Raw genomic sequence first — 22,193 nt, forward strand, 5'->3', positions numbered from 1 at the left:
GCGTCCCCGGCCCTCCGTGGGCGGCGGGCAAATTCGCCGTCAAAATCCACCTTGAGCGCAATGAAAGGTAAGGCCATGGGTTTCTTTTCGAAGGACATCAAGACACTCGACGATCTCTTCGTGCACACGCTGCGCGACATCTATTATGCCGAAAAGCAGATCGAGAAAGCGCTGCCGAAGATGATCGACAAGGCAACCGACCCGCAATTGAAAGCCGGATTCGAAAAACACCTCGACCAGACCAGGGGGCACATCGAGCGCGTCGAACAGGTGTTCGAGTTGCATGGCGTCAAAGCCAAACAGATCAACTGCCCGGCGATCGACGGCATTCTCGATGAAGCCGACGATGTGAGCGGCGACGTCGACGACAAGGAAGTTCTCGATGCGGCGCTGATTGCATCGGCACAGGCGGTCGAGCACTACGAGATGACACGCTATGGTACGCTGATCGCCTGGGCCAAGCAGCTTGGCCGCAGCGACTGCGCCAACGTGCTGGCCAAGAACCTCAGGGAAGAACAGGCGACCGACCGCAAGCTCACCGAGATGGCGGAAAGCAAGATCAATCTGCAGGCAGCTGAATAAAGTCACTCAAGTCAGCCGGCCAGCGCTTCTGCCGGCCGGCCGACCGGCGGGGGCGCTGGCGAGCGCTACCGCCTTTGCCCGCATTCCGAAACCTTGCGATATTTCCTACCGTGCTGGTCATGACGGCACCGATTTTGCGGTGCGACAGTCTGTGGGGCCGGGTTCGAATCACCCGAAATCCTTGCCGGAAAGACATCACTGGTGTTGTGGCGCGGCAAACACAGCGCTTGCTTCGCTGACGATGGAGACGTGATCCTTGGCAGCCTTGCCAGCGCCATTGCCGTCGCCACGCATGATTGCGGTGACTATGGCGTCGTGCTCCTGCCAGGATTTGGCGAGCCGCCCCGGCAGCATGAATTGCGCGCGGCGGAACGGCGCCAGCCGGCTCCGCGTCATCACCGTCATTTCGTAGATATGGGCATTGTGGGCACCGCGATAGAGCCGGGTATGGAACTCGGTGTTGAAATACTCATAGTCCTCTTCGGCAGCCAGCTGCACCAGTCGTGCCGAAGCCTGATGCTCGATCTCGAGCGAGCGGCGCTCGCCGCTGGTCATGCGCTCAGCCGAGAAGCGGGCGCATATCGACTCCAGTTCGGCCATGCTCTCGAACATCGAGGCGAGGTGCTCCTGCGTCACCACGGCGACGATGGCGCCCCGGTTGGGCCGTCGCTCGACCAAGCCCATGGCGCTGAGCTGCCCGAGCGCCTCGCGGACCGGGGTACGGGACACGTCGAAGCGGGCGGCGAGCGAGGTTTCGTCGAGCTTTTCGCCTGGGCGCAGGAAGCCGGTGACGATCCGGTCGCCGATCGCCCTCACCATCTGATCAACGGTCGTGCCCGACCTGATCAAGCTGCGCTTCCCCGACAAATCTCCTCCATCGTCTTCTTGTGGAGTCGGGCGGCGCGCCAGCCCCGTCGACTCAATATATCCCTCTATGCCTTAATTTTAATCTGCCTGTCAAACTGGCTATTTACAAGGCAAAAAGTGCATGCAGTTGCCTGCAGTATGGGCAGGAACTTTTGAAGCAATTGTTGATTTTATTTATAAAATTCCCTCATTTGAACTGGCACAGTGATTGCATACACTTTCATGAGAAGGCACCAACCGACCCGGAAAAGGGTCCTACAGGGGAGCATAAGAGATGACCGATAGATTCATGCTTAGCCGCCGCCAGTTGCTCAAGACCTCCGCCGCCGGAGCCGCACTTGGGCTGGCCTCGGCATCCTTTCCGATAGGCAAGGCATTCGCGGCCGCCGCCACCGTCGGCTTCATCTATGTCGGGCCGAAGGACGACTATGGTTACAATCAGGCGCATGCCGAGGGTGCCGCCGCGCTGAAGGGCATCGAGGGCATCTCCATCGTCGAGGAAGAGAACGTCCCCGAGACGGTCGACGTCCAGAAGACGATGGAATCGATGATCAACCTCGACGGCGCCTCGCTGGTCTTCCCGACCTCCTTCGGCTATTTCGATCCGCACATGCTGGCCATGTGCACGAAATTCCCCGACGTGCAGTTCCGCCATTGCGGCGGCATGTGGAACAAGGACAAGCATCCGATGAATGCCGGCTCCTATTTCGGCTATATCGGCATGGGCCAGTATCTGAACGGCGTTGTCGCCGGTCATACCTCGAAGACCAAGAAGCTCGGCTTCGTCGCCGCCAAGCCGATCCCGCAGGTACTGCTCAACATCAACTCCTTCCTGCTCGGCGCGCGCTCGGTCGACCCGACCATCACTTGCCAGGTGATCTTCACAGGCGAGTGGTCGCTGGCGGTCAAGGAAGCGGAAGCCACCAACGCGCTGGTCGATCAGGGCGCCGACGTCATCACTTGCCATGTCGACAGCCCGAAAGTGGTGGTCGAGACGGCGGCCGGACGCGGCGCCTTCATCTGCGGCTATCATGCAAATCAGAGCCCGCTGGCGCCGGAAAAATACCTGACCGGCGCCGAATGGAACTGGGCCAAGGTCTACAAGATGTTCGTCGACGACCTCGTCGCCGGTACACCGCTGCCCAACTTTACCCGCGGCGGCCTCGCCGACGGCTTCGTCAAGATGAGCCCACTTGGCCCCGCGGTCGGCGAGCCGGCCCGCAAGCAATTCGACGCCACGCTGGCCGAAATGATGAAGGGCGGCTTCTCGGTCATCAAGGGTCCGCTGAAGAGCAACAAGGGCGTCGTCGTCGCCACCGAAGGCCAGGCCTTCGCCGAGACCGCCATAGAGCTCGAAAGCATGGACTACCTCGTCGAGGGCGTCGTCGGTTCGACCGCCTGAAGTTGAACGCGCACGGAGACGGGCCATGGCAGATACGATCAGCAGCGCGGATGCACCGGCGGTGTTCGGTGCCAGCGGACATCCGGCGGCGCTGGAATGGATCGCCAGGCGGGCGGAAGCCTTCGTCATTCCGCTCGCGGCGTTGATCATCGGCATGGTCCTGTTCAGCCTGTTCGTCGCGCTGGTCGGCAAGTCGCCGGTCCAACTCTATGAAACCATGTGGCGAGGCGGCTTCGGCTCGTGGTTTTCGATCCAGAACTCGCTATCGCGCGGAGCCCCGCTGCTGCTTGCGGCGCTCTGTGTGGCGCTGCCGGCGCGGCTCGGCCTTGTCGTCATTGGTGGCGAGGGCGCCATCGTACTCGGCGGCGTCGCTGCCGCCGCCACAGGCGTAGCGCTGATCGGCGCGCCACCCTTCATCGTCATTCTTGCCATGGGCGTGGCGGGTATGGCCGCCGGCGGCATCTGGATCGGTGCCGTCGGCGCGCTTCGCCACTACCGTGCCGTCAACGAAACCATTTCCAGCCTGCTGATGGCCTATATCGCTATTGCCCTGATGAACCATCTGGTGGAAGGACCGCTGCGCGATCCAGCCTCGCTCAACAAACCCTCGACCCAGCCGCTGGTCGACGCCTATCGCATTGGCAACATTCCCGGCATGGAGGTGCATTGGGGTCTTGTCGTCGGCATCGTCGCCTGCATTCTGTCCTGGCTGCTGATCGAAAAGACCCGCTGGGGCTTTGCCGCCCGCATCGCCGGCGGCAATGTCAGGGCAGCCCAGGTGCAGGGGTTGGCCGTCGGACCGCTGATTGTCGGCTTCACCGCGCTTGCCGGCGGCTTCGCCGGCCTTGCCGGCATGCTGGAAGTCGGCGCCGTACAAGGCAGCGCCAATGCCTCGCTCGCGGCCGGCTACGGCTATACCGGCATTCTTGTCGCCTTCCTTGCACGCCACAACCCGCTCGCCATCATCCCGGTCGCAATCCTGCTTGGCGGCATCAACGCGTCTGGCGGGCTGATCCAGCGTCGCATGGACCTGCCCGATGCCACGGTGCTGGTGCTGCAAGGCATGCTCTTCATCGTCATCCTGTTCAGCGAAACCTTCTACGGCCGCTTCAAGGCCTTCAATCCCGACCTCTGGAAGAAAGGCGCCTGATGGAAGCGACCGAGATCGGCCTGTGGGGCGTTCCGCTCGCCATACTTGGCGGCGCCATCCGCGTTTCGACACCCTTCATTTTCGTGTCGCTTGGCGAAGCCATCACCGAACGCTCCGGCCGCATCAATCTCGGCCTTGAGGGCACGCTGGTCTTCGGCGCCATGACCGCCTATGCGGTGGCGGTGATGACCGGCTCGCCCTGGCTCGGCCTGATGGCGGCCGCTGCTGCCGGCCTCTGCTTTGGTCTGTTTCACGGCTGGATCTGTAAATTTCCCGGGGTCAACGACATTGCCATCGGCATCGCCCTGATGCTGCTCGGCTCGGGTCTTGCCTTCTTCTTCGGCAAGCCGTTCATCCAGCCCTCGGCACCTGACCTGCCGGCCATTCCTTTCGGCGGCTGGTCCGATATTGCGCAGGTGCAGGCGGCGCTCAACGTCAATGTGCTGTTCCTGATCGGCGCGGCACTGGCGGTGTTCCTGTGGTGGGCTTTCCGCAACACACGCGCCGGGCTGATCCTGCGCGTCGTCGGCGACAGTTCCGACGCCGCGCGCGCCATGGGTCTCAACCCGAACACGGTGCGTCTCATCGCCACCGGCATCGGTGGCGCTCTGGCCGGCATCGGCGGCGCTTATCTGTCGCTCTACTATCCCGGCAGCTGGACCGAGCGCATTTCGTCAGGCCAGGGCCTGATGGCAGTGGCGCTGGTCATCTTCGCGCGCTGGAACCCGCTCGGCTGTTTTGCCGCTGCCTTGCTGTTCGGCGGGGCAGGGGCGCTCGGTCCCGCGCTGCAGTCGGTCGGCGTCACGCAAGGCTACTATCTCTTCTACGCCGCCCCTTACATCCTCACCCTGATCATCATGATCGCGACCTCATCGCCGAGCCGTTCGCTCGCCGGCGCGCCGGGCGAACTGTCGATCACCAAATGAGACCGGAGGTTTTGCCATGAACGCCAGAACCGGGCAGCGCTACATCGAGGCCGATCCCTATCCATGGCCCTACAATGGCGATCTCCGGCCCGACAACACGGCGCTGATCATCATCGATATGCAGACCGATTTCTGCGGGCCGGGCGGCTATGTCGACCACATGGGTTACGACCTGTCGCTGGTCCGCGCCCCGATCGAGCCGATCAAGTCGGTGTTGTCGGCGATGCGCGAGAAAGGCTACACCATCATCCACACCCGCGAGGGCCATCGGCCCGACCTCGCCGACCTGCCGGCCAACAAGCGCTGGCGCTCGCGCCGCATCAATGCCGGCATCGGCGATCCCGGCCCCTGTGGGCGCATCCTGGTGCGCGGCGAACCGGGCTGGGACATAATCCCCGATCTCTATCCGGCCGAGGGTGAGCCGATCATCGACAAGCCGGGCAAGGGCTCGTTCTGCGCCACCGACCTGGAGCTGATCCTCAATCAGCGCGGCATCGACAACATCGTACTCACCGGCATCACCACCGATGTCTGCGTCCACACCACCATGCGCGAGGCCAATGACCGCGGCTTCGAATGCGTCATGCTGGAGGATTGCTGCGGGGCGACCGACTACGGTAACCATCTCGCCGCCATCAAGATGATCAAGATGCAGGGCGGCGTCTTCGGCACGGTGTCGAATGCGGCCGCGCTCGTCGCCCAGCTGCCGTGAGGACAACCGTGATGAGTGCAACCACGCGCACAAAGGCGGTCGGCGTCGAGACCATCGGCATGACCATGCGCTTCGGCGCCTTCACCGCGCTCGACGATGTCTCGGTCAAGGTGCCGGCTGGCTCCTTCCACGCATTGCTCGGCGAGAACGGCGCCGGCAAGTCGACGCTGGTCAAATGCATGATGGGTTTTTACCATCCGACCTCCGGCGACATCCTCGTCGACGGTCGCGAGGTGGCGATCGCCAGCCCGCGCGATGCCTCGGCACTTGGGCTCGGCATGGTCTACCAGCATTTTACGCTGGTCCCGTCGCTGACCGGTGCGGAAAACCTGGTGATTTCGCGCGAAAAGGTACCTGGCATCATCGACTGGCGCAGGGAGCGCGCCGACCTTGCTCAATTCATGCAGCGCATGCCGTTCAAGCTGCCGCTCCACGTCAAGGTTGCCGAGCTCGCCGCCGGCGAAAAACAGAAGCTGGAAATCATCAAGCAGCTCTATCTCGGCCGCAATTTCCTGGTGCTGGACGAGCCGACTTCCGTGCTCACGCCGGGCGAAGCGCAGGAGGTGCTTGGCCTGGTGCGCGACATGACCAGGGCGGGCGGTCTCACCGTGTTGATGATCTCGCACAAATTCCACGAGGTGACGGCGTTTGCCGACGACATCACGGTGCTGCGCAAGGGCAGGCTGACCGGAACCGGAAAAGTGTCAGCTCTCTCGCACAAAGAGATGGCGGCGATGATGATCGGCGACCAGCCGATCGCGGCGCTCGACAGCCGCGCTCCGGTGCCGGTCGACGCCAGGCAGGTTCTGACGGTGAAGGCGCTGAAGGCGCCCGACCGGACAGGCCTGAAAACCATCAACATCGGCGGACTCGACGTGAAGTCTGGCGAGATCGTCGGCGTCGCCGGCATTTCCGGCAACGGTCAGAAGGAGTTTCTCGAAGTCTTGGCCGGACAGCGCACCCGCGACGGCGGCGACGTTCTGGTGAAGGGCTCGCCCTATGGCGCCAGCCGCAGCGAGGCGCGCACGCTCAATGTCCGCTTCATTCCGGAGGAACCGTTGCGCAACGCCTGCGCGCCGAAGATGACCGTTGCGGAAAACATGGCCTTCCGGACCTTCGATTTGAACGAAGCCGGCAAGCCGATCGCTTGGATCAGGATGAGCGCCATGCGGGACTATGCGACCCGCCTGGTCGAGCAGTTCAAGGTCAAGACGGCATCGCTCGCCTCGCCGATTTCGTCGCTGTCGGGTGGCAATGTCCAGCGCGCCGTGCTGGCCCGCGAACTGACCGGCGAAGTCGATCTTCTGATCGTCTCCAACCCGTGCTTCGGCCTGGACTTCTCCGCGGTGGCCGAGATACGCGCCCGCATCATGAAGGCGCGCAATGCGGGTGCCGCCGTGCTCCTAATGTCGGAAGACCTCGACGAACTGCTCGAGCTGTCCGATCGCATCTTTGTCATGTCGGATGGCGCGCTGGTCTATGAGACGCCGATTGCGCAGGCGAGCGTACAGACAATCGGCGAGCATATGGCGGGACATCACTAATGGCCGAAATCGATGCCCAACCGTTCTCCTTCACCTTCAAGCCGCAGACCATGGCGCTGGTGGTCATCGACATGCAGCGCGACTTCGCCGAGCCCGGCGGTTTTGGCGCCAGCCTGGGCAACGACGTTAGCCGGGTCACGGCAATCGTGCCGACCGTGAAGAAGCTGCTCGAGGGATTTCGCGCCGCCGGCCTGCCGGTGATCCACACCATGGAGTGCCATCGGGCCGATCTCTCCGACCTGCCGCCGGCCAAGCGCAATCGCGGCAATCCGTCGATCCGCATCGGCGATGCCGGGCCGATGGGCCGCGTGCTGATCGTCGGGGAGCCGGGAACGGCGATCCTCGACGAGCTTGCCCCGCTACCCGGCGAGATCGTCATCGAGAAACCCGGCAAGGGCGCCTTCTATGCGACCAGCTTCGGTGACGACCTAAGAAAACTCGGCGCCCAGCAGCTGATTTTCGCCGGCGTCACCACCGAGGTCTGCGTGCAGACGACGATGCGCGAGGCCAATGATCGCGGCTATGAGTGCCTGCTCGCCGAGGACGCGACCGAGAGCTACTTTCCCGAGTTCAAGGCGGCGGCACTAGCCATGATCCGGGCGCAGGGCGCCATTGTTGGCTGGACGGCAACGACCGACCAGGTGCTCGAGGGAATTGCCAATGCCTAATCTTGCTTTTGCCGGCCTGCTCGACGGCGGCTGGCGCGATCTGGCGTCCGAGCATTTCCGTGACGGCATCAGCGTGCGCTGGCTGCTGAAGGGCGGGCCGGTCGAGCCGTCGGTCGCGGTCCTGAAATACCGGCCCGGCGCCAGCGTGCCGCGCCACCGCCATGTCGGGCTGGAAACCATCGTCGTGCTGGAAGGCACCCAGAGCGACGAGAACGGCGACTATCCTGCTGGCAGCGTGATCCTCAATCCGGTCGGCACCGAGCATTCCGTGTGGACGAAGGACGGCTGCGTCGTGCTGATCCAGTGGGATCTGCCGGTGATCATTCTGGGGGAGACGAAATGAGCGATATCCACTTCGACATAGCGAGCCTGCACGCAGTCTATCGGGGGGGCCTCGCCGTTGGTGACGTGATCGCGACGATCTACTCCCGCATCGAAGCGGCCGATGACCCGGGCATCTTCATCCATCTCGCCGCCAGGGCAGATCTCCTTGCCAAGGCCGCGGCACTCGGCTCGTTCGACCCGGTGGCAAAGCCGCTTTGGGGCATTCCCTTCGCCGTCAAGGACAACATCGACGTCGCCGGCATGCCGACGACAGCAGCGTGCGCCGAATACACCTATTGGCCCGACAAGGACGCCACCGTGGTGGCGCGGCTGAAGGCGGCCGGCGCGCTGGTCGTCGGCAAGACCAATCTCGACCAGTTCGCCACCGGCCTCGTCGGCGTGCGCACGCCCTGGCCGATCCCGCGCAACGCTATCGACGAGGCGCTGGTGCCGGGCGGCTCTTCCTCCGGCTCGGCGGTGGCGACGGCGCGCGGCATCGTCTCCTTCGCGCTCGGCACCGACACCGCCGGCTCCGGCCGTATCCCGGCCGGCCTCAACAACATCGTCGGGCTGAAGCCGACCGTCGGCGCGCTGTCGACGGCGGGTGTCGTGCCGGCCTGCCGCACGCTCGACTGCGTCTCGGTGTTCGCGCTGACTGTCGACGACGCCTATGGGGTGTTTTCCGTCGCCGCCGCGCGCGACGCGGCCGATCCTTATTCGCGCGACATTGCCGTCCAGCCGCTCGCCACGCGCCAGCCGGTGCTGACCGTCGGCGTGCCTGCAAAAGCGGACCTCAAATTCTTCGGCGATATGGCCATGCAGGCCGGCTTCGAGGCCGCGCTTGCCGTGCTGTCGCGGCTCGGCTGCCGGCTGGTCGAAATCCCCTTCGGTGATTTCTACGCCACCGCCAACCTGCTCTATGAAGGCGCCTGGGTGGCCGAGCGCTATGCGGCGATCCGCGATTTCATGGAGGCCAACGAAGCCGCCTTGCATCCGGTGACGCGCAAGATCATCGGCGGCGCCAGGAACCTGTCGGCGGCAGACGCCTTCCGCGGCCTCTACGCCTTGCAGGCCTGCAAGGCGAAGCTCGCCCCGGTTATCGCCTCGGTCGACCTGTTCTGCGTGCCGACCGCTCCGACGCACTACACCACTGCCGCCGTGCTCGCCGATCCCGTCGAGACCAACAGCCGCCTCGGCACCTACACCAACTTCGTCAACCTGCTCGATATGTGCGGCATCGCCGTGCCGACCGGCAGACGCGGCGACAGCCTGCCGATGAGCGTCACCTTGCTGGCGCCGGCCGGCCGCGATGCGTTGACGGCGATGCTCGCCCGCGACCTGCATGCGGCGAGCGGCCTTCCGCTCGGCGCCACGGGCTGGCCGCAGCCCAGCCTGCAGCCCGCCCAGCCTGCCCGCGATGGGATGATCGACCTGGTGGTGGTCGGCGCGCATCTGTCAGGCATGCCGCTCAACGGCCAGCTCAACCAGCTTGGTGCGCAGTTCCTGCGCGCCACCCGCACCGCCGCCGCCTACAAGCTCTATGCGCTGGCTGGCCAATTGGTGCCGAAACCGGGGCTGATCCGCGTTGCCAATGGCGGCATGCAGATCGACGTCGAGGTCTGGCGGCTGGGGCCGGAGGCTTTCGGCCGCTTCGTCGCTGCCATTCCGGCACCGCTTGGCATCGGCACGATTGAGCTCGACGACGGCACCCCTGCCAAGGGTTTTCTGGTCGAAACCGCGGGCTTGGTCGGTGCCTCCGACATCTCCTCATTCGGCGGCTGGCGCCGCTTTGTCGCACGCGGCAAAGACATGGCCGATCAAAGTGAAAAGCGGCAGAACTGGCCCGCTGGCGCCCCGATCTGATCGTCGTGCAGGCTTGCCTTGCCGGACTTGCCTATCGGCACGCCGGTGGAGGTGTTCTCTCGACCAGCAGTCTCACAACGGAAGCGCTACCATTGCCCTTAGGCTCACGGCTACGCATTGGTTGGATCCATGCAGCGATAAGGCCAACCCTGGCAAAGCCTCTAAATCGATAGTCACCTTCGGGCAGCACCAGTCTTGGAATTCACGCCCTCAAGCAAGGCGAGCAGGCCTTTCAGAATTTCGATTGGCGGCGGCGGACAACCTGGAATGTGAAGATCGACGGGCAAGGCCTCGGACACTCCGCGCATCACGGCATAGCTGCCGGCGAAACAGCCACCATCCCTTGCGCAATCTCCGAGTGCGACCACCCATTTTGGGTTGGGTGTTGCATCGTAGGTCCGCTTCAATGCCTCGCGCATGTTTTTTGTGACCGGCCCGGTGACGAGCAGGACATCAGCATGACGCGGTGATGCGACGAACCGGATCCCAAAACGCTCGATGTCATAGAAGGCGTTGTTCAACGCGTGCATCTCAAGTTCGCAGCCGTTGCAGGAACCGGCATCGACCGCCCGGATCGACAGGCTTCGCCCCAATCGTTTGTGAGCAGCCCCATCGAGCGCGCGTGCGAGTTCGTCGACCGCCGTGCTGCTTGCCAACGGCGGACGCTCGGTGAGAGGGGGGCGTATCAGGCTTTCAAAAAGAAGCTTGCGCATGACAGCGTGCCTTCAGAGATCATGGCCCGAATAAGAGCAGTTGAACGATTTGTTGCAGAGCGGAAAGTCGGCAACGATGTTTCCTTCGATCGCCGCTTCAAGCAGCGGCCATTGAAACCAAGAGGGATCGCGCAGGTGGCAGCGCTCGACCAGGCCGCTTTTGCCAATGCGCAGCCAGGCCAGAATGTCGCCCCGGAAGCCTTCGACGAGCGCCATACCTTCATGCGGCCCGCCTATCTGCGCGCAATCGACGCGGATGGGTCCGTCCGGCAATTGTCGCAGGATTTGTTCGATCAGGGACAGGCTTTGTTCGACTTCGTGGATGCGAATCCAGACACGGGCGTTCACATCGCCCTCCTGGAGGAGAGGCACATCGAAGGCGAGTTCGCCATAGGGTGGATAAGCAAGATTGCGTCGGGCATCGAAGTCCCGACCGGAAGCCCGGCCAACGTAGCCGCCGGCGCGATATTGACGAGCGAGTTCCACCTTCAGCCGGCCAGTTGCGACAGTCCGATCCTGCAGCGACGCCGTGTTATCGTAGAGCTCGACCAGCGCGGGAAACCGCTGCCTGATCTCCGCGATCAGGGACCAAACCGCTGTTGTCCCGTCATCGCTTAGGTTGGCTGCCACTCCTCCCGGCACGATGCGGTCGCGCATCAAGCGATGGCCGAAAGCAGCATCGCTTGCCCGCAACACGCGCTCACGCAGCACCGCACAGTGGGCATGCATGAGCGCGAAGGCGGCATCATTGCAGATAGCGCCGATGTCGCCCAGATGGTTGGCCAAGCGCTCCAACTCGGCCATGAGCGCTCGCAGCCAGACAGCGCGTGGGGAAACCTCGACACCCAGCGCCGCCTCGACCGCGCGGGCAAAAGCGAGGGAGTATGCCACGGCACTGTCGCCAGAGGTTCTGCCCGCCAGTTTGGCTGCATGGTCGATATCGGACCCTGCCATCAGGCCTTCTATACCCTTGTGCGCGTATCCGAGGCGCTGCTCCAGCCGGACGACCGTTTCGCCGCTCGCCGTGAACCGGAAATGCCCCGGCTCGATGATGCCGGCGTGCACGGGTCCGACCGGGATCTGATGCAGGCTCTCCCCCTCGGCAGGCAGGAAACGGTAGGGGGAGGCTGTCGCGGCAGACTTCCGGACGCGGGTACTCAACGGATGGCTGACACCCCAGTGGCCATGATCAAGCCACCGTCGCGTATCAGGCGCACCTTGTGGCAGCAGTCCGAACAGGTCAGCCGCCGCGCGTTCGAGGCGCAACGCGGGCGGATGTAGTCGGCCAACCGATGGGTAGCGGCCACTGGGGCATTCCAGGCTGACGACGCCGACGTCCCCGGCGCTTTCGTCGAGAAGTGCCATGTGGACGGCGCCTGGCTCACCCCATAGGCCGAGCAAGCTCCAGTGGCCCTCGGCCAACTGCTCGACGGCAAAGCTCCATTTTTTCGGAGTCACCACGGCGCGCGGCCATGGGAAATGATTTTCGACATTTTGGCCAGCAAGGATGAGATCGATCAGCGCGGGCATGCTCTTTCTCTCCTCTGCTCACCCCAGGATACTTGCGACGTGCTGGAACCATGTGACCAGCGGTGGCGGCAGATAGATGCCGGCGGCAAACACCAACGCCAAGTGGGAATACATCGGAATGTAGGACGCCTCGGCGGGTGCAGTGCTGCCGCGCGGTTCGCCGAAAGCGACGCCGGTTAGTCGAAGCAGCAGGGCTCCGAAAGCGAGCAGAATCCCGAAAACCAACGGCATCGCCAAAAGGGGGTGTCTTGCAAAAGTCGAACTCACGACCAGGAACTCGCTCATGAAGATGCCGAGCGGAGGGAGCCCGGCAATGGCAACGACGCCGATGACGAGCGCCCAGCCAAGCGCAGGATGCGTCTCCGTCAGCCCCCGGATTTCGGCGATGTTCTGTGTCCCCTTGACCTGGGCGATGTGGCCGACCGTGAAAAAGATCGCCGACTTGGTCAGGCTGTGCATGACCATATGCAGCAGTCCGGCAAAATTGGCCAGCGGGCCACCCATGCCGAAAGCGAACACGATGATGCCCATGTGCTCGATCGAGGAGTACGCGAACAGGCGTTTTATGTCGCGGCGGCGATAGAGCATGAAGGCCGCGAAAACAAGCGACGTCAGTCCCATCGTGATCATCAATGGCCCAGGTGCGATCGCTTCCGGGCTTGCCGCGAGCAATAGCTTGAAGCGCAGCACGGCATAGAGCGCGACGTTCAACAGCAAGCCCGACAGCACTGCGGAAATCGGCGTTGGACCCTCAGCATGCGCGTCTGGCAGCCAGGCATGCAACGGGGCAAGGCCAACCTTCGTCCCGTAGCCGAGCAGCAGAAAGACGAAGGCGACATTGAGCAGAGCCGGATCGAAATGTGCCGCGTGCTCGATGAGCACTGTCCAGACCATCGCATTCGTTCCCTCGCCAACGACCGGCTGTGCGGCCATGTAGACGAGGATGGTGCCGAAGAGTGCCAGCGCAATACCGACGCTTCCCAGAATGAAATATTTCCAGGCGGCCTCCAACGCTTCGTGCGTGCGGTAGATGCCGACCATGAGCACGGTGGTCAGCGTGGCAAGTTCCACCGCCACCCACATCAAGCCAATATTGTTCGACACGAACGCCAGGTTCATGCCGAACATCATGACCTGGTACATTGCGTGATAAAACCGCAAGTTCGGGGCCGTCAGCCGCCCGATCTCCAGCTCGTGGGCAATGTAGGAAGCGCTGAAGACGCTGGTGGTGAAGCCGACGAATGTGTTGAGCACGATGAAGACGATATTGAGATCGTCGACGAGCAGATACTGCCCAGGCTGCGGACGGTCGGTGACAAGAAGCGACAGTGCGGCGAGCAGGGTCAGCAAGCTCGCTACGACATTGAGGCCCGCCGATATCCGGTAGTTCGGCAGCGTCGCCAGAAGTGCGGCCGCGAAGAACGGTATCAGCAAAATTGCGGCCACCGCATCGAGGGAGAACGCGGTCAACGGTGTTCTCCCCTGTAGTCGTCGAGCACGCCGACATCCACCGAGTCGAACCTCTCGCGGATGCGGAACAGGAAGACGCCGATGACGATGAAGGCGATCAAGATCGAGAAAGCGACACTGATCTCGACGACCAAGGGCATGCCCTTGGCCCCCGTTGCGGCGAGGACCAGACCGTTCTCGAGCGACATGAATCCGACAACTTGGCTGACGGCGTTGCGGCGGGTGACCATCACCAGCAGCCCCAGCAAAATGATGGACAGCGCGAAAGCCAGGTCCTCGCGGGCTAGGGGATCAGCCTCGGGAGTGACGCGCAGCATCAGGACCATGGACAGGGTCACCAGGCCTATCCCCGCAAGCATGGTCGTACCGATGCCGACGGCGGTCTCGACGTCACGATGAATGCCGAGCCGCTGAATGATGCGATGAAGCCCGACGGGAATGACGATCGCCTTGAAGACGAGGGCGATCGCCGCCGTGACGTAGAGATGATGCGCGTCCTGGATATATGCCTGCCAGGCTACGGACAGGGCTAGCACGATTGCATGAAGCGCAAAAACGTTGATCAGCGCAAAGAGGCGATCCTGATACAGCATCATGAAACTGACCAGCACCAGGCCGCCGGCGAGCAGGTGAGCGATGTCGAAGGTGAGGCCGTTCATCAGAGGCTCCGTGAGACGAACAGCAGGAGCGTGCCGAGCAAGGCCAGCATCAGCGCTGCCCCGAGGAAATCCGAGACACGGAAGACGCGCATCTTGGCGATGGCAGTCTCAAACACCGCGAGGAGAACGCCACAGATGGCAAGCTTGCCGACATAGGCGACGACACCCGAAGCGAGGGATTCCAGTCCTGCCCCGGCGCTCGCCAGTCCCCAAGGAAGGAAGACGCAGGAAATCAGCGACACATAGAGCAGAAGCTTGAGGAAGGCGGCAAACTCGATCATCGCCAGATGGCGACCGGAATATTCCAGCACCATCGCCTCGTGAACCATGGTGAGTTCCAGGTGGGTCGACGGATTGTCCACGGGTATACGGGCGTTTTCGGCGACCGCCACCATCACGAGAGCGATGAGCGACATCCCCAGCGATACCCGCAGGCCAACCTCCGGCGATCCCATGAAGGCGGCGACCGTCGAGAGTTGCGTCGCGCCGGCGACGAGCGCCAGGCTGAACACGATGAGCAGCATGGCGGGTTCGGCCAGCGAAGCGATCATCACCTCGCGGCTCGAGCCGATGCCGCCGAAGCTCGTGCCGACGTCCATGCCTGCCAGCGCCAGGAAGAACCGGGCGCTTCCCAGCAGTGCGACAATGGCTATGAGATCGGCGGTCCAACTGAATGTGAGGCCGGCGGCGAATGTCGGGATAAGCGCCGCGCCGACCCAGGTGGTGGCAAAGATCAGATAGGGCGTCACGCGAAACAGCCAGGATGCGTTGTCCGCCAGAACGACCTCCTTGCGCATCAGCCGCAAGAGATCGCGGTAAGGTTGGATCAGGGAAGGACCCTGGCGGCGCAAGAGCCGTGCCTTCACCTTGCGCACGAATCCGGTCAGGAGCGGCGCCAGCAAAAGCACCAGCGCCATCTGCGCGCCTTGAACGGCCAACTCGAGAATCACGGCCATAGTGCGAGCACCAGGAGCAGGACAATGAGAAAGAGAAAGACGAGGGTCAGGTAGCGCCTGATCGTCAGGAACTGCAGATGGTTGAGGTGGTCGGTCGCAAAATCGATGGCCCTGGCGATAGGCTGATAGAGCGCCTCCCAGATCACGTCATGCATTTCGACGTTCAAACGAGCCGGACCGGTCTCGCCAGGGGCCGGCATTTCGACGGTTTCCCTTGCACGGAATACGAACGTGCCGAAGACGCGACGGATAGGCTGCGCGAAGCTGACGGCCGTGTACTGCGAGCTTGGGACCACATCCGGGAAGCCACAACCCCAGGCGGGACCCCGACGGAGTGCATGTGATGCAAAGCGATGGATCACATATGCCGCAGCGGATGCGGAAAAGGCGATGAACAGGAACACCAGCAGGCCGTTGTAGGAACTGCGGCTGGCTGCAATAGGCACGATCGACAACCATGGCTCAGCCATCTGCACAGGCATCCGGCTGCCAATCAGCGGAAGTGTCACCGAGGATAGGCCGTCTATAACAAGACCCGGCAGAATGCCGGCCAGAAGACAAAGGGCAGCGAGAATGAACATTGCCGCCAGCGAGTAGCGATCGACCTCATGCGCCAGTTCCACCGCGGCCGAGCGTGGCCGACCGAGGAATGTAATCCCGAACGCCTTTACGAAGCAGGCCGCGGCCAGTGCCGCTGACAGCGCCAGCAGACCGCCAACGGCGGGCACCATGACCTTCAGTCCCCATTGTGGCAGATCGGGGCTCTGCAATATGGCCTGAAAGGCCAGCCATTCGGAGACGAAGCCGTTGAAGGGTGGAAGTGCCGAGATCGCGACGCAACCGACGAGAAAGGCAAAACTTGTAAAGGGCATGCGGTGGATGAGACCGCCCAGCTTCTCCATATCCCGCTCTCCGGTTGCCGTCAGCACGGCACCCGCGCCGAAAAACAGCAGGCTCTTGAAAAAGGAATGGTTGAGGACGTGGAACAGCGCGGCGGTGAGCGCCAGCGCTGCAGCCGATGGCATGGCGTTCGCCTTGAAAGCAAGCGCGAGACCAAGGCTTACGAAGATGACGCCAATGTTTTCAATGGTGCTATAGGCAAGCAGTCGCTTCAGATCCTTTTCCATCAGCGCGTAGAGGATGCCGAGAACCGCCGTCACGCCGCCAAGGAAAAGCACGGCAACGCCCGACCACCATGCCGGCTCACCGAGCAGATCGAAAATAACGCGTATGAAGCCATAGACCGCGACCTTGGTCATAACGCCGCTCATGAGAGCCGAGACGTGGCTTGGCGCGGCCGGATGAGCGAGTGGCAGCCAAACGTGCAACGGGACGAGCCCAGCCTTGGAGCCGGCACCCAGCAGCATGAGAACCAGGACGAAAGCAGCAGCGAACGGGGTGGGGTCGGCGGCTCGCATCGCGTCGAATGTATAGGTTCCATCGGATCCGGCGAGCAGGCCGAACGCAAGCAGCAGCGCGAGTGTGCCGAAGCTCGCCATCACGAGATAGATGTAGCCCGCCCGCGCATTATCCTGCTCGCGATGGTGCGCCATGACGAGCGCCCAGGAGGCGAGTGACATGAATTCCCAAGAAAGCAGGAAAGTGAAGGCGTCGTCGGCCACCACGACAAGGTTCATTCCGGCTAGGAAAGCCGGGAAGAACGGCAGCACCCGATGCGGCGCAGACTCATGCCTGCCGTAGCCGAGGCCATAAAGACTGGCCATGGCGCCGCCGAAGTTGACGACGATGAGGAAGAAAGTCGAGAGCGCATCCAAACGGAAATGAGCGCCGATCCACGGCAATCCAAGAGGCAACACCACAGTCGACGGGGTGGCGGGATTGTCGGCGATGCGGCTCGCGAGAACCATGAGCACGGCCGCCGATATACCTAGCGTCAAGCCGTAGATCAGGCGTGTTCCCGGTTCCGATCTGCGGCTTTCCGCAATCGCAAGCACCGCGGTCCCCAGGAGCGCAGCAACGCCCCACAGGAGGACCGCGGCCCCCGAAATCACGCCACGCTCCTCACGGGGAGTTTGGCATCCGTATCGACCCCGCCCAGAATTTTGGCGGGGTCAAAATCCGCTTTCAGTCGCACGCCGCGCCCGCCGATTTGGCTGGAGGCGCCGTCAGCGATCAATTCCACGCCGGCGAGGTCAAGTGCCCCGATCAGCTTCATGAGAGAATCGACGTTACCCCGAATAATCGACTCGCTGGCTTCCATGCGTTGAATTGTCGGCACGGAAAGGCCAGACAATTCGGCAAGCCTGCGCTGGTCGATGCCAAGGAGCGCCCTCGCGGCACGCAACTGTGGAGCAGTTATCACGGTCGCATCCCCCTTTTGTCAGCTTTGAGGTATTATCTCTACGTGTTGGAGCATATATTAAAATGGGGGGCATTCAAATAATGATGCGTGACGCATCTGTCTTGAAGCGATACGCCCTGCGCCTCGAAACAGGGCCATGCGACCATTCCCGTCACGGCCAGTCTTGTCGCCGGCTCTTGCGGTCGGGGCCGGTCTCATCGTGTTCATGCTTCAGGATCAGCCAAAACAGATAGCTGCCAAAATCCAGGAACAGCGCCTTCGCGAATGTGCTGCCAAATCTGGCATGCGGCAAAGCTCTGTCGCGCTACTGCCATAGCCGCCTCATGCGAACGGAGACGTCCTCCAGGACTGGCATGGAGGCGAGCACGAGGAGGATGGCCGCGAGAAACAACGTCGCCGCGAAGCCGACATGCTTAAAACCCACAGCGCCGACGACACCGCCGACAAAGAACAATGCAACAAGCGACGCAAGCAGTCTTAGCTTCCTTCGATCGGCCTTCACGAACAGTTCGTCCGATTCATTGCCTGAGACGTTCCAATAAAGCAGCTTGCCGAGTTCGATGCCCATATCGGTCACCAGGCCAGTGACATGCGTTGTCCGGATTCTGGCTTCCGACAGCTTGGTGATGATGGCGTTCTGCAAGCCCATGATGAAGCAAAGCAGCATCACCGTCATCGGCACAAACAGGGCTTCATGACGCGCAAGATGGCTGCCGAGCAGACCGAAGCAGATCAGCAGAACCGCTTCCAGGACGAGCGGGAACGCATACTCGCCCTGCAGACTCTGCCGCCTTCCCCAGTTGACCAGCACCGCTGAGCAGGCGGCGCCTGCGACAAACGACAACAAGGCCCCCGATCCGGAAAGCGCCAGTTCGATGTTGCCGAGTGCCAGGTGGTCAGCCATCGAGGAAACGATGCCGGACATGTGGGACGTATACTGCTGAACTGCCAGAAAGCCGCCAGCATTGGCGGCTCCTGCGATGAACGTCAGAAAGCGAGCGAGGTGCCGGTCGGTCCTTTCGCTTCGCTCCTTTCCGGTCAGCCGGCGCAGATACAGGATCACGAGCGAACCTTGCCTTTCCATACGGAAAAGCGGGACCGCAAGTTGACGTGCCGGGAGAGGCTCATTGGGTGTTTTCTTGAAGAAGGACGAAGGACGGCGAATGAGTGGATGAGGAGTGTGCTTTGTACGATCTAGTTCGGCCTGCCCAGTAGCGTATCCGGATGCCGGAACCTGACGCCACGGCTGCCATCGTCGCTGCGCACGTGTTCGCTGAGAAGGTCGTCACCGGCGCGGTTCAGCGCGTTGATCACTTTCGTCAAGCTGTCGACAACGCCTCGCACATTGCCCTGGCTGGCTTCCATTCTTTGGATTGTCGGCAGCGAGATGCCTGCCATTTCCGCCAGGGTTTTCTGGTCGATGTTGAGAAGGGCGCGGGCGGCACAAAGCTGGGAAGCAGTGATCATCGAGGCATCAGCGTCTGAATATGAGAAATGATATTCTTCATAGTATCATTGATGTGTGAAACATCAACAAGAAGCAAAAAAATCGATCGGACCTTGGCACCGGGAACCTCGGCGATTATCGTGCCGTATGACTGAACGCTACGAACCTTTTCAGGAGCCGACGGCACCTGGACCGTCCGGGAGTGCAATCTAGAGCACAGAAACGTCCGACACAGTGGCCAGCATGACGTCTCAGACTGTGCGTCCTTCGTTGTCGAAGAAATGCAGGTGCTCGGGTGCAGTCTCCAGTCCGACCTCGGCGCCAATTTCGGGCGCTATCCCTTGGTTATGGATGGCGAGGCAAGTCTGGCCTCCGTCAAGTTCGACATGAATGAGCGTGACAGCGCCAGTGTATTCGGCCAGCCTTACCTTACCGCCTAGCGCGGCGTTTGAAGGCGCGACAAGCGAAAGGTGCTCAGGTCGAACGCCAACCGATGCAGCCATGGCAGGCACGGATGAGTTGTGGGTGATCGGCTGGCCGCCGGCTAACGGTAAAATGTTCATTTTCGGACTGCCGATGAACTGGGCGACGAAGATGGTTTTGGGCTCGTTGTAGAGTTCGTGGGGCGAACCGACCTGCTCGATCTTTCCATCGCGCAATACGACGATCTTGTCGGCGAGGGTCATGGCCTCGATCTGGTCGTGCGTCACGTAAATCATCGTTGTTGACAGGCGCTGGTGCAGCGCCGCGATCTCCGAGCGCATGTGGACACGCAGTTCGGCATCGAGGTTCGAGAGCGGCTCATCGAAGAGAAAAACTTCGGGATTGCCGACGATGGCGCGGCCGATGGCCACTCGCTGGCGCTGTCCGCCCGACAACTGACGCGGGAAGCGGTCAAGCAATGGCTCGAGCTTCAGCGTTGCGGCGGCTTCCGAGACGCGTCGGGCGCGCTCCTTGGCCGGCACTTTGCGAACCTTGAGGCCAAAGCCCATGTTGTCGCGTACCGTCAGGTGGGGATAGAGCGCATAGGACTGGAACACCATTGCCACACCGCGCTTGGCCGCCGGAACCTCGTTGACTAGGCGGTCGCCGATGTGGAGTTCGCCGTCGCTGATGTGCTCCAAGCCGGAGATCAGTCGCAACAGCGTGGACTTCCCGCATCCCGACGGACCGACGAAGACCACGAATTCGCCATCCTCGATCTGAAGGTCGACACCACGGATGACTTCGACCGTCCCGAACCGCTTGCGGATGTCCTTGAGAAGAACTTTTGTCATGGCGGGCTTCCATTATCCTTTGACGCCGGAGAGGGCGAAGCTCTCGACGATCTGACGCTGGGCGATCAGATAGATGATGAGGATGGGAACCACCGCCAGGCTTGTCGCCGCCAATTGCAGGTTCCACAAAGGCAGGCCGTAGCTGTCGTTGAAGTTGGACAGCGCCAGCGGCAGCGTGAATTTCTCAATCGAGCTGAGGAAGATCAATGGCTCGAGGAACAGGTTCCACGAATGCAGAAAAGTGATCACGGCAACCGCGGCAAGTGCCGGCCGCGACATGGGTAGGGCGATCGCCCACCAGATGCCGAACCGCGACAATCCATCCATCTTGCCGGCCTCTTCGAGTTCTCTGGGCAACGCCAGGAAGAACTGGCGCATCAAGAACGTCGCCATCACGCCCTGCGGGCCGAAGACGGGCAGAAGGATGAGCGGCCAATGTGTGTCGATCAGCCCCATCGCTCGGATCAGGAAGAAGTTCGGGATGATGGTGACCTCCTCAGGCACCATCAGTGCCATCACCAGAAACAGCATCAAAAGGCCGGCGCCGGCAAAGCGGATGCGCGCCAGCGCATATCCGGTGAGCGATGCAATGAACAAGGTCAGTACCGTTACTGTCACGGCGATGTAGAGCGAGTTGAAATACTGCCGCGCGAAGGGCTGGTAGGTGAACACTTCGGCGAAGTTCTCGATGCGCCAGACTCGGGGAATCAAGGTCGGCGCGCCGAAGATTTCGGTAGTGCTCTTGAAGCCGCCGGAGATCATCCACAGGAAGGGAAACACGAAAGGCACCGCCAGCAGCAGCAGGGCTATGGTCCAGCAGATGCGATAGAGGATCTCGGTCTGACGTGGGGTCACTCCATCTCCCTCCGCCGCAACATCACCTGCACAAGGGTGAGCGCCATTACGATGGCGAACATGATCAGAGCCAGTGCCGCTGCATAGCCGACGTTGAAGAACTTGAAGCCCTGTTGGTAGATGTAGAACGCCAGCACCAGGGTGCCGTTTTCAGGGCCGCCGCCAGTCATCTGGTAAATATGGTCGAACACCTTGAACGAACCGATCGTCGTCAGAACCATGATGACGAGCGTCGTTGGCGCAAGCAGCGGCCAGGTGATCATGCGGAAGATCTGCAGGCGCGAAGCGCCCTCCAATTTCGCCGCTTCCTCGTAGTCGCGCGGTATCGACTGAAGCGCGGCGATGTAGAGGATCATGTTGAGCCCGACCATCTTGATGACGCGGGTGACGATGACGGCCGCCATCGCCCAGTTGGGCTCGCGCAGCCAATTCGGACCATCGATGCCGACCCAGGCGAGTATCTGGTTCACAGCGCCACCTTCACCCTGCAGCATGAATTTCCAGACGATCGCCCAGGCAATCGCGGAAGTGATCACAGGCGCGAAGAAAATCGTCCGAAAGAACACGACGCCGAAAAATGGCCGCGAAAGCGCCAGTGCAAGCGATAGGGCCAGCGCCATGTTCAGGGGAACAAGCCCCAGCGCAAAGATCACGGAATTTCGGACGACATGCCAGAAGTCGGGGTTCTCCAGCAGGGCATTCTGGAAATTGTGAAGCCCAACGAATGTGGCCTGTTGGCTGAGCAGGTTCCACTCGGTCGTCGAATAGTAGAAGATGGCGACCAGCGGCCCAAGGAAGAAAATCAGGAAGCCTATGAAAGTCGGGCTGACGAATAGCCACGCTTCCAGCATTTCCCTGGTTTTCAAGGTCAACCGCGGCGCGCTCACCGAGCGCGCCATATTGTCCCGCGATGCCGAGTCGGCCA

General features: G+C 62.0%; 21 protein-coding genes and 1 pseudogene. 9 read left to right on the plus strand and 13 right to left on the minus strand.

Annotated elements, in window-relative coordinates; translation table 11 throughout:
- The first annotated feature begins 75 nt into the window (after positions 1–75).
- Positions 76–582: a ferritin-like domain-containing protein gene (locus ACSQ3L_RS10905; RefSeq protein ID WP_436159948.1), complete on the plus strand. Its 507-nt coding sequence runs from the start codon at positions 76–78 to the stop codon at positions 580–582.
- 195 nt (positions 583–777) lie between these two features.
- Here ACSQ3L_RS10905 and ACSQ3L_RS10910 read toward each other — a convergent pair whose 3' ends face one another.
- A complete protein-coding gene (locus ACSQ3L_RS10910; protein ID WP_436159949.1) occupies positions 778–1,431 on the minus strand; it encodes a GntR family transcriptional regulator in 654 nt (217 codons plus the stop codon).
- A 292-nt stretch (positions 1,432–1,723) separates the two neighbouring features.
- Between ACSQ3L_RS10910 and ACSQ3L_RS10915 the strand changes: the two genes are divergently transcribed.
- From ACSQ3L_RS10915 to atzF, 8 genes are read left to right on the plus strand one after another with little or no spacing between them, the layout of a single operon-like run.
- A complete protein-coding gene (locus ACSQ3L_RS10915; protein WP_436159950.1) occupies positions 1,724–2,851 on the plus strand; it encodes a BMP family ABC transporter substrate-binding protein in 1,128 nt (375 codons plus the stop codon).
- Between the two features lie 25 nt (positions 2,852–2,876).
- Positions 2,877–4,001 carry an ABC transporter permease gene (locus ACSQ3L_RS10920; protein ID WP_436159951.1) on the plus strand — a complete coding sequence of 375 codons (1,125 nt, stop codon included), beginning with the start codon at positions 2,877–2,879 and terminating at the stop codon, positions 3,999–4,001.
- Complete coding sequence (locus ACSQ3L_RS10925) at positions 4,001–4,927, plus strand: ABC transporter permease (protein ID WP_436159952.1); 927 nt, start codon at positions 4,001–4,003, stop codon at positions 4,925–4,927. The genes ACSQ3L_RS10920 and ACSQ3L_RS10925 overlap by 1 nt, the downstream gene beginning before the upstream one ends.
- A 16-nt stretch (positions 4,928–4,943) precedes the next feature.
- Positions 4,944–5,639, plus strand: a complete 696-nt coding sequence (biuH, locus tag ACSQ3L_RS10930) for a biuret amidohydrolase (protein WP_436159953.1) — start codon at positions 4,944–4,946, stop codon at positions 5,637–5,639.
- An 11-nt stretch (positions 5,640–5,650) separates the two neighbouring features.
- Entirely contained in the window at positions 5,651–7,183 is a 1,533-nt protein-coding gene (locus ACSQ3L_RS10935; protein ID WP_436159954.1) for an ABC transporter ATP-binding protein, read from the plus strand.
- Entirely contained in the window at positions 7,183–7,851 is a 669-nt protein-coding gene (locus ACSQ3L_RS10940; RefSeq protein WP_436159955.1) for a cysteine hydrolase family protein, read from the plus strand. The genes ACSQ3L_RS10935 and ACSQ3L_RS10940 overlap by 1 nt, the downstream gene beginning before the upstream one ends.
- Positions 7,844–8,194 (plus strand): cupin domain-containing protein, encoded by a 351-nt coding sequence (locus ACSQ3L_RS10945; RefSeq protein ID WP_436159956.1) that lies wholly within the window; start codon positions 7,844–7,846, stop codon positions 8,192–8,194. The genes ACSQ3L_RS10940 and ACSQ3L_RS10945 overlap by 8 nt, the downstream gene beginning before the upstream one ends.
- Entirely contained in the window at positions 8,191–10,038 is a 1,848-nt protein-coding gene (gene atzF, locus ACSQ3L_RS10950; protein WP_436159957.1) for an allophanate hydrolase, read from the plus strand. The genes ACSQ3L_RS10945 and atzF overlap by 4 nt, the downstream gene beginning before the upstream one ends.
- 173 nt (positions 10,039–10,211) lie before the next feature.
- Here the strand turns inward: atzF and ACSQ3L_RS10955 are convergent, their stop codons facing one another.
- The 12 genes and pseudogenes from ACSQ3L_RS10955 to ACSQ3L_RS11010 all read right to left on the minus strand — a co-directional run bounded on the left by ACSQ3L_RS10955 (position 10,212) and on the right by ACSQ3L_RS11010 (position 22,167).
- Positions 10,212–10,751: an NADH-quinone oxidoreductase subunit B family protein gene (locus tag ACSQ3L_RS10955; RefSeq protein ID WP_436159958.1), complete on the minus strand. Its 540-nt coding sequence runs from the start codon at positions 10,749–10,751 to the stop codon at positions 10,212–10,214.
- Positions 10,752–10,763: 12 nt separating this feature from the next.
- Complete coding sequence (locus tag ACSQ3L_RS10960; RefSeq protein ID WP_436159959.1) at positions 10,764–12,281, minus strand: NADH-quinone oxidoreductase subunit C; 1,518 nt, start codon at positions 12,279–12,281, stop codon at positions 10,764–10,766.
- 18 nt (positions 12,282–12,299) lie between these two features.
- On the minus strand, positions 12,300–13,751 hold the full coding sequence (locus ACSQ3L_RS10965; RefSeq protein WP_436159960.1) for a hydrogenase 4 subunit F: 1,452 nt from the start codon (positions 13,749–13,751) through the stop codon (positions 12,300–12,302).
- Positions 13,748–14,410 carry a hydrogenase-4 component E gene (locus ACSQ3L_RS10970; protein ID WP_436159961.1) on the minus strand — a complete coding sequence of 221 codons (663 nt, stop codon included), beginning with the start codon at positions 14,408–14,410 and terminating at the stop codon, positions 13,748–13,750. The genes ACSQ3L_RS10965 and ACSQ3L_RS10970 overlap by 4 nt, the downstream gene beginning before the upstream one ends.
- The gene (locus tag ACSQ3L_RS10975; protein WP_436159962.1) at positions 14,410–15,366 is read right to left on the minus strand and encodes a respiratory chain complex I subunit 1 family protein; all 957 of its coding nucleotides are present in this window, start codon (positions 15,364–15,366) and stop codon (positions 14,410–14,412) included. The genes ACSQ3L_RS10970 and ACSQ3L_RS10975 overlap by 1 nt, the downstream gene beginning before the upstream one ends.
- A complete protein-coding gene (hyfB, locus tag ACSQ3L_RS10980) occupies positions 15,357–17,378 on the minus strand; it encodes a hydrogenase 4 subunit B (protein ID WP_436159963.1) in 2,022 nt (673 codons plus the stop codon). Before hyfB ends, ACSQ3L_RS10975 begins: the two co-directional genes overlap by 10 nt.
- Entirely contained in the window at positions 17,375–17,689 is a 315-nt protein-coding gene (locus tag ACSQ3L_RS10985) for a helix-turn-helix domain-containing protein (RefSeq protein WP_436159964.1), read from the minus strand. The genes hyfB and ACSQ3L_RS10985 overlap by 4 nt, the downstream gene beginning before the upstream one ends.
- Before the next feature lie 316 nt (positions 17,690–18,005).
- Positions 18,006–18,773, minus strand: a pseudogene (locus tag ACSQ3L_RS10990) (YoaK family protein); the annotation flags it as partial.
- Positions 18,774–18,883: 110 nt separating this feature from the next.
- Complete coding sequence (locus ACSQ3L_RS10995) at positions 18,884–19,156, minus strand: helix-turn-helix domain-containing protein (protein ID WP_436159965.1); 273 nt, start codon at positions 19,154–19,156, stop codon at positions 18,884–18,886.
- A gap of 231 nt (positions 19,157–19,387) precedes the next feature.
- Positions 19,388–20,413 (minus strand): ABC transporter ATP-binding protein, encoded by a 1,026-nt coding sequence (locus ACSQ3L_RS11000; protein WP_436159966.1) that lies wholly within the window; start codon positions 20,411–20,413, stop codon positions 19,388–19,390.
- 12 nt (positions 20,414–20,425) lie between these two features.
- Complete coding sequence (locus ACSQ3L_RS11005; protein WP_292500948.1) at positions 20,426–21,268, minus strand: carbohydrate ABC transporter permease; 843 nt, start codon at positions 21,266–21,268, stop codon at positions 20,426–20,428.
- Positions 21,265–22,167 carry a carbohydrate ABC transporter permease gene (locus tag ACSQ3L_RS11010; RefSeq protein ID WP_436163411.1) on the minus strand — a complete coding sequence of 301 codons (903 nt, stop codon included), beginning with the start codon at positions 22,165–22,167 and terminating at the stop codon, positions 21,265–21,267. The genes ACSQ3L_RS11005 and ACSQ3L_RS11010 overlap by 4 nt, the downstream gene beginning before the upstream one ends.
- Between the last annotated feature and the right edge of the window lie 26 nt (positions 22,168–22,193).

Origin of the sequence: Mesorhizobium sp. LjRoot246 (assembly GCF_964254115.1) — a bacterium.
GTDB lineage: Bacteria > Pseudomonadota > Alphaproteobacteria > Rhizobiales > Rhizobiaceae > Mesorhizobium.